A 7,712-nucleotide genomic window follows, 5' to 3' on the forward strand; every position below is an offset into this window, starting at 1 on the left:
GCGGACCTCTTCGGTGGACAGGGAGACGGGGTAGAGGACCATGCCCTCGTCGCTGAACGGGTCGACGTCGACGCCCGGCCCGCCGCGGGACGGTGGCTGCGCCACGCGGGATGCTGCTCGCGCACCGCGGGACGCTGGGCGCGCCAGGCGGGATGCTGCCCGCCCGTGGCGAGACGCTGGGCGCGCTAGGTGGAATGCTGTCCGCGCGCGGCGGGACGGCGGGGGTGCCACGCGGGATGCTGCCCGCGCGTGGCGAGACGGCGGGCGCACCCTCGAGAGCTCGCCGCCCAATGGCCGGGCCGCGTTGGCGGCACATCTGTGCGCCTTCGGCGCCGCGGCGCCGGGGTTGGTTGCTTCGCCGGTCGCCGGGCTGGCCGCTTGGCGCGGCGGGACCAGCCGCCGCGCAGCGGCCACCCACCTCCGCGGCATCGACACCCCGGCCTCGGGCTTGGGCTCCCCTGGTCCGCTGCTCACCGGGCGAACCGCTCCCCACCGTGCGGCCAGCCGCCAACGTGCTTGTCCGCATCTGGTGCCGCGGCGGGCACGCTCCCCCTCCCCGCTCGTCCGGCCCTCGGCGCGCAGGCGGGACCCACGCCACACGCACGACCCGGCGCTACTCACTCGGCTTCCCGTTCGCCTCGACGCGTGGGTACGCCCGCCAGCTCGCCTGGACCGGCCGCGCCTCCGCCGGCGCCTCCGTCCGGATGGTCGCCACGTAGGGCCGCACCAGCGCGTCGATCGCCTCGGTCAGCGCCGCCAGCTCGGCCGGCGTCACCCGCAGGGCGTAGGTGTTGATCGCCGATGCCTCCTGCCACTCGCGGTCGAACGAGCCGATCGTGTCCAGGAACCGCTGCGCCAGCACGCCGTCCTCGGCGATCCGCGCTCCCGCGGCCGCCAGCTGCGCCGCCCGCACCGCCGGGTCGGTCGCGAACTCGCCGAAGTCGAGCCCCACCGGCGTGGCCCGCCACGGCCGTTCCCGCCCGTCGGCCGCCTCGACGCGCTCCACCAGCCCCCACTGCGCCAGTTGCCGCAGGTGCCAGCTGCAGTTCGAGGCCGTCGAGTCCACCGCCTCCGCGCACTCAGTCGCGGTCCGCGGCCCGACGGCCATCAGGTAGCTCAGCAGCTCCGACCGCAGCGGGTGCGCCAACGCCCGCATCAGCTCCGCGTCCCGGACCCGCCGTCGCGGCGGCAGCTCGGCGGCCATCGGCACCTCCAACGTGAAAGAAACCTTTCGAAAGGACTCTTTCACATCTCCGGTCGGAAAACAAGTTGCCCGCCCGCGCTAGCCTGGAAGCGCCATGAAGAACTGACATCCCGACCGACCCGCGTCCGAGGCCAGGTGGCCCGGCGGGTTCCGCCATCGCACTCCGGCCGGTGATGTCCCATGTCTTTGCGCGTTCACGAGCTGTCGTTCGCCTACGGCTACCGCGTCCTGTTCGACCGCTTCGACTTCGCCGCCGACCCCGGCCAGCGGGTCGGCCTGGTCGGCGAGAACGGGGCGGGCAAGTCCACGCTGCTGAAACTCCTGGCGGGCGCCGAGATCCCGCACGGCGGCACCGTCCACACCGGACCCGACGTGGGATTCCTGCACCAGGAACTCCCCTACCCCGCCCACACCCCGGTCCCGGCGGTCGTCGAGGACGCGCTGGCCGGCATCCGCCGCGCGGCGCGGCGCCTGGACTGGCTCGCCGAGGCGGTCTCGGCCGATCCGTCGGAGGCGGTCCTCGCCGAGTACGGCGAAGCCCTGGAATGGGCCCAGGCACACGACATCTGGGACGCCGACCGCCGCGCCGCGGTCGTCCTGGACGGCCTCGGGCTCGGCGGGATCGACCGGCCGGTCGGCGAGCTGTCCGGCGGCCAGCGCTCCCGGCTCGGGCTGGCCGCGCTGCTCATCCGGCAGCCGGCCACGCTGCTGCTCGACGAGCCGACCAACCACCTCGACGACCCGGCGATGGAGTTCCTGGAACGCCACCTCACCGGGCTGTCCGGGACGGTGGTGCTCGCCTCGCACGACCGGGTCTTCCTGGACGCGGTGTGCACGGCGATCGTCGACCTCGATCCCGCACTGGGCGGGCCGGCTCGCTACGGCGGCGCCTACCGCGACTACCTGGCGCACAAGCGCACCGAACGCGCCCGCTGGGAGCAGCGCCACGCCGAGGAGCAGGCCGAGCTGAGGCGGCTGACGGAGGCGGTCGCGGTCACCGCGCGCGCCGTCGCCCACGACCGGCCGCCGAGGGACAACGCGAAGATGCTGTACGACTTCAAGACCGGCCGGGTGCAGAAGCAGATCTCCCGGCGGGTCCGCAACGCGCAGCAGCGGCTCGACGAGCTCACCGCCAACCAGGTGCGCAAGCCCCCGCCGCCGCTGCGGTTCGCGGGCGCGCTCACCGCACCGGCCGGCGAGGACGAACTGATCCTCTCCGCCCGTGGGATCCACGTGCCGGGACGGCTGGAACTGTCCGAACTGGACGTCACGGCGTCGGCGCGGCTCCTGGTCACCGGCGGCAACGGCGCGGGCAAGTCGACGCTGCTCACCGTGCTCGCCGGCCAGCTGGCGCCGCAGGCGGTGCGACGCCGGAAGGGTCTGCGCACCGGGATGCTCGCGCAGGACGTGACCCTGCCCGCCCCGGCGCGGACGCCGCGCGGGCTCTACGCCGAGGCGGCCGGCCCGGACTCCCCCGCGCTGGCCGATCTCGGCTTGATCGCGCCGAGGGACCTCGACCGGCCGGCCGGGCTGCTGTCGGTCGGGCAGCGGCGACGGCTCGCGCTGGCGATCCTGATCGCCCGGCCACCGGACCTGCTGCTGCTCGACGAGCCGACGAACCACATCTCGCTCACGCTCGCCGAGGAGCTGTTCGACGCGCTGGGCTCCGCGCCCGGCGCCGTCGTCCTCGCCAGCCACGACCGGTGGCTGCGCCGGGAGTGGGACGGTGCGACCCTGCGGCTGGAGCAGGGCCGCACCGTATAGGTCGTTATACGCCGATCAGAGCTCGACGCCCAGCAGCGCGTCGACGGCGACGCGGATCAGGCCGGGCGCGCCGGTGTCGCGCCCGCCCTGCCGCAGCGCCTCGTCGGCCCACGCGTCGATCGCCCGCATCGCGTTGACCGTGTCGAGGTCGTCGGCCAGGTGGTCGCGCAGGCGGGCGACGGTGTCGTCGGCCTCCGGCCCGGCAGGCAGCGCCACGGCCTCCCGCCAGCGCGCCAGCCGCTGCTGGGCGGTGGTGAGCAGGTCGTCGGTCCACGACCGGTCGCTGCGGTAGTGGCCGGCGAACAGGGCGAGGCGGATCGCGTTCGGGTCGACGCCGTCGGCGCGCAGCCGCGACACGAACACGAGGTTGCCGCGCGACTTGGACATCTTCTCGCCGTCCAGGCCGATCATGCCGCTGTGCACGTAGTGGCGGGCGAACGGGTGCTCGCCGGACAGCGCCTCGGCGTGCGCGGCGCTGTACTCGTGGTGCGGGAAGATCAGGTCCGAGCCGCCGCCCTGCACGTCGAAGCCCATGCCGAGCCGGTTGACCGCGATCGCGCTGCACTCGATGTGCCACCCGGGGCGGCCGGGGCCGAGCTCGGACTCCCAGGACGGCTCACCCGGCCGGGCGGCGCGCCACAGCAGGGCGTCCAGCGGGTCGCGCTTGCCGGGGCGGTCCGGGTCGCCGCCGCGCTCGGCGAAGAACTTCGCCATGGTCTCGCCGTCGTAGTTCGACTCGTAGCCGAAGCGGCCGGTGGCCGAGCGGTCGAAGTAGATGTCCGGGTACTCCGGGTCGTCGGCCGGGTAGGCCGCGCCGTGCGCGAGCAGCTTCGAAATGACCTCGACGATCTCCGGGATGCTCTCCACCGCGCCGACGAACTGCTTCGGCGGCAGCACCCGCAGCGCCTCCATGTCCTCGCGGAACAGGGCGGTCTCCCGCAGGCCCAGGACCACCCAGTCGTCCTGGTCCCGCTCGGCGCGCTCCAGTAGCGGGTCGTCGATGTCGGTCACGTTCTGCACGTAGTGCACCGTGTGCCCGCTGTCCCGCCACACCCGGTTGACCAGGTCGAACGCGAGGTAGGTCGCCGCGTGACCGAGGTGCGTGGCGTCGTACGGGGTGATGCCGCAGACGTACATGCGCGCGGTCTTGCCCGGCGTGGTGGGGCGCACCTGCCCGGTGGCCGTGTCGTACAGCCGCAGCGCGCGTGGCGTGCCCGGCACGTAGGGCAGGGGTACCGAGGACCAAGTCTTCATACCCCAACCCTAGGTGGCGTTCCGGTGAACCGTCCCGCCCGGTGGGAACGTTTCGCGTCACGAAGCGGTCAGCGACCGCAGTTCGTCGACGGTGCCGAAGAACGTGTCCTGGTTGCCCGGTAGCGGGCCGGCCACCGCGGACTGCCAGAACTTCGCCGTCCAGCCGCCGGGCACCTCGCCCATCGTGGTGTTGTAGCGGGCCAGCCAGAGGACGTGGTCGGCGGCGAACGCGGTGCTGTCCGCCGTGCACGCCTTCCACCACCGGTTCGTCGTGTAGATGATCGGGGTGTGCCCGGTGCGCCGCTTCAGCTCGGTGCTGAAGTCGCGGATCCAGGCGACCATGTCCGCGGGCGACTTCGCGTAGCAGGCCGGCGTGTTCGGCGTGTCCTCCAGGTCCAGCGTCGGCGGCAGGGTCATGCCGTCGGCGAACCACTTGCCGTCGTGGGTGTGCAGGTACGCGGCCTGCTCGGCGCCGCCCGTCTTGTCCGGGCGCGCGTAGTGGTAGGCCGACCGGTACAGCCCCGCCGCCTTCGCGCCGCGGAACTGCGCCAGGAAGTTCGGGTTCACGTAGCCGACGCCCGCGGTGTCCTTCACGAACACGAACCGCGCGCCCGCCGCCCTGGCCGCGGTGAAGTCGGGCACACCCTGCGAGGCGCTGATGTCGAACCCGGCGACCGGCGCCGCGGGCTGCGCGGAGGCCACCGCGGGCGCGAAGCCGGCCACGAGGGCCGTCACCACCGCCACCATCCGGAAGATCGTTTTCGCTGCCACGCCCCGGACCGTAGATCCACTTCCGGGTCGTCGCGCGGCGCGTGACCGAATCGGGTGAGTCAGGCGCCCGGGAACGAGGCGGCCCACATCGCCTCCAGGCCGGCCGTCAGCTGCTCCGACGTCGGCGCCCCGTCCGGGTCGAGCAGCCACTGCACGGCCAGCCCGTCGCAGATGGCGATCACGAAGCTGGCCACCGCCTGGCAGCGCGGGTCGTCCGCCGTGGTGCCGTCCGCCAGCGACCGCGCGACCAGCTCGGCGACCTTCGCGCGGCAGCGCCGGTACTGCTCGGCGAACTGCTCCCGCAGCGACTCGGTCCGCTCGGCCTGCGCCAGCGCCTCGACGTAGGACAGCAGCAGCGCCCGGCTGGCGGGCAGGCTGTCCAGCATCGCCGCCCACGCGCGCCGCCCGCGCTCGATCGGCGGGACGGCGGGCTCGGCCATCGCGATCGAGGCCAGCTTGTCGGTCCACTCCTCGAACACCTCGCCGATCGCGGCGTTGAGCAGGCCCGCCTTGGACCCGAAGTGGTACCCGATCGAGTGCAGGTTGGTGTCCGACGCCGCGACCAGGTCCCGCGCCGTGATGTGCGCGTACCCCTTCTCCTCCAGCAGCCGCCGCGCGGCGGCGAGCAGCTCTTCCCGGTGTCCCACACCGGAACCCTAGCTGGACACCCGAGTTACACGTGCGTATAAATGAGGCACCGGTCACGTCGAGGAGGTCGCGATGAGCGTCGAAACCCCGTCCCGGACGAGCGCGCTGCCGCTGCCGCCCGGCCCGAGGCTCCCGGCGGGCGTGCAGACGGTGCTCTTCGGCAACTTCCGGCACGTGCTGATGCCCCTGCTGCGGCGCCGCTACGGCGACCTCGTCCGCCTCAACCTCTACCCCGAACGGCACGTCGTGCAGCTGGCGGACGTCGACCACATCAAGGCCGTGTTCAGCGGGCCCGCCGACGTGTTCCACGCCGGCGAGGGCAACGTCATCCTCAAGCCGCTGATGGGCCCGCACTCGGTGCTGCTCACCGACGAGGACGTGCACCTGCGCGCCCGCAAGCTGCTGATGCCCGCCTTCCACGGCGCGGCGCTGCGCGGTTACCGGGAGATGATCACTGAGCTCGCCGAGGCCGAGGTCGCGAGCTGGACGCCGGGCCGGGTGTTCCGGTCGCACGAGCGCATGCAGGCGCTGACGCTGGAGATCGTCCTGCGGGTGGTGTTCGGCGTCGCCGAGGGGCCGCGGCTGGACGAGCTGCGTGCCCTGCTCACCAGGATCGTCGACATCGGGGTGCTCGAACTGTTCGGCTGGCACAACGCGAAGCTGCGCCGGTTCGGGCCGTGGCGGCGCTACAGCCTGGCGCAGGACAGGGTGGACGAGCTGCTCTACGCCGAGATCGCCGACCGCCGCAAGGCCGACGACCTCGACGGGCGCGGCGACGTGCTGTCCCGCCTGCTGACGGTGCCCGCCGAGGACGACCGGCTCTCCGACGCGGAGCTGCGGGACCAGCTGATCACCCTGCTGCTAGCCGGGCACGAGACGACCGCGACCGCGCTGGCCTGGTCGTTCCACGAGCTGGCGCGGGACCCGGCGCGGCAGCGGCGGGCGATCGAGGCGGCCGACGCCGGGGACGAGAAGTACCTGGAGGCGGTGGCCAAGGAGGCGATGCGGCAGCACCCGGTGATCTCCGAGGTGGCGCGGCGGCTGACGCGCGACATCGAGATCGGCGGATACCTAATTCCCGCCGGGTACACGGTGATGCCCTCGATCGCGCTGGTCCAGGGCGATCCGGCGCACCACGAGGACCCGGCGGCGTTCCGGCCGGAGCGGTTCCTCGACGGCGGCCCGGCGTCCGGCACGTGGTTCCCGTTCGGCGGCGGCGTGCGGCGTTGTCTCGGTGCCGGGTTCTCCCTGCTGGAGGCGACGATCGTGCTGCGGGCGGTGCTGACGCGGTTCGCGGTGGAGCCGGACCGCGCCCGCGGCGAGCACTCGAAGCCGCGGCACATCACGATGGTGCCCGGGCGGGGCGCCCGGATCGCGGTCATCCCCCGGTGAGGAGCAGGCCGCCCAGCGCGACCAGGGCGAGCACCTTGACGGCCTCGAGGACGACGTAGACGAGGTGCGCCCGGGACCGCGGGACGTCCTCGCCGGCCAGCACGCGGTCGGAGCGCCGGTTCAGCGGCGGCCGGACCACGGCGAGCTGCACGACGAGCACGACCGCGGCGACGGCGCCGGCCAGGTAGACCGGCCACCGGACGTCGGTCAGGGCGACCCCGGCCGCGACGAGGATGGCGAGCGCCACCTCGGCCCGGTTGAGCGCGCGGAAGACGATGCGCCCGATGCCCAGCCCGAGCGGCACGGTCACGCCGGGAGCGCGGAACTTCAGCGGCGCCTCCAGGAACGAGATGCCGAGCACCATGCCCAGCCAGAGGCAGGTGACACCACCGGCGAGTTCAGCCATGGAGAACCTCCAGTTCGGGGCGGGGGTACGGACCGGGGCAGGGCAGGTGGTTCGCGCGCGTCGCGGAGTCAGGCATCGGCCCGCCTCCGGCGCGGCGCGGGCATTCGGGGCGGCGCCGGTGGTCGCGGGCGGAGCGAGTCAGGCATCGGCCCGCCTCCGGCGCGGCGCGGGGCCGGTTCGGAGCCGAGCAGGTGGTTCGCCCGTGCCGCTGCACCCACCGGCCGGCCCCGGCCGCGGCAGCGTTCGGAGCGGCGCGGGTCCGGGAGCGGCGAG

Annotated in this window: 7 protein-coding genes; 2 read left to right on the forward strand and 5 right to left on the reverse strand. The window is 73.8% G+C overall.

All coding sequences use genetic code 11. The features are described from left to right. Positions 1 to 613: 613 nt before the first annotated feature. Positions 614 to 1,204, reverse strand: a complete 591-nt coding sequence (locus ABZ193_RS42640; protein WP_354714502.1) for a winged helix-turn-helix domain-containing protein — start codon at positions 1,202 to 1,204, stop codon at positions 614 to 616. A 180-nt stretch (positions 1,205 to 1,384) separates the two neighbouring features. On the opposite strand from ABZ193_RS42640, the gene ABZ193_RS42645 reads away from it, so the two are divergent. Next, positions 1,385 to 2,968, forward strand: coding sequence for an ABC-F family ATP-binding cassette domain-containing protein (locus ABZ193_RS42645; protein WP_354714504.1), 1,584 nt, complete (start codon positions 1,385 to 1,387; stop codon positions 2,966 to 2,968). 15 nt (positions 2,969 to 2,983) lie between these two features. On the opposite strand, the gene mshC is transcribed toward ABZ193_RS42645, so the two are convergent. The 3 genes from mshC to ABZ193_RS42660 are packed head-to-tail and all read right to left on the reverse strand — an operon-like array spanning position 2,984 to position 5,640. Beyond that, complete coding sequence (gene mshC, locus ABZ193_RS42650) at positions 2,984 to 4,222, reverse strand: cysteine--1-D-myo-inosityl 2-amino-2-deoxy-alpha-D-glucopyranoside ligase (RefSeq protein WP_354714505.1); 1,239 nt, start codon at positions 4,220 to 4,222, stop codon at positions 2,984 to 2,986. 57 nt (positions 4,223 to 4,279) lie between these two features. Continuing rightward, entirely contained in the window at positions 4,280 to 4,993 is a 714-nt protein-coding gene (locus ABZ193_RS42655; protein WP_237334961.1) for a GH25 family lysozyme, read from the reverse strand. Positions 4,994 to 5,052: 59 nt separating this feature from the next. Further along, entirely contained in the window at positions 5,053 to 5,640 is a 588-nt protein-coding gene (locus tag ABZ193_RS42660) for a TetR/AcrR family transcriptional regulator (protein ID WP_020422761.1), read from the reverse strand. A 73-nt stretch (positions 5,641 to 5,713) separates the two neighbouring features. Between ABZ193_RS42660 and ABZ193_RS42665 the strand changes: the two genes are divergently transcribed. Beyond that, complete coding sequence (locus ABZ193_RS42665; protein ID WP_354714508.1) at positions 5,714 to 7,033, forward strand: cytochrome P450; 1,320 nt, start codon at positions 5,714 to 5,716, stop codon at positions 7,031 to 7,033. On the opposite strand, the gene ABZ193_RS42670 is transcribed toward ABZ193_RS42665, so the two are convergent. After that, positions 7,020 to 7,439: a hypothetical protein gene (locus ABZ193_RS42670; RefSeq protein ID WP_354714510.1), complete on the reverse strand. Its 420-nt coding sequence runs from the start codon at positions 7,437 to 7,439 to the stop codon at positions 7,020 to 7,022. The genes ABZ193_RS42665 and ABZ193_RS42670 overlap by 14 nt on opposite strands. Positions 7,440 to 7,712: the final 273 nt, after the last annotated feature.

Origin of the sequence: Amycolatopsis sp. NPDC006125 (assembly GCF_040614195.1) — a bacterium.
GTDB classification, from domain to species: Bacteria; Actinomycetota; Actinomycetes; order Mycobacteriales; family Pseudonocardiaceae; genus Amycolatopsis_E; species Amycolatopsis_E tucumanensis.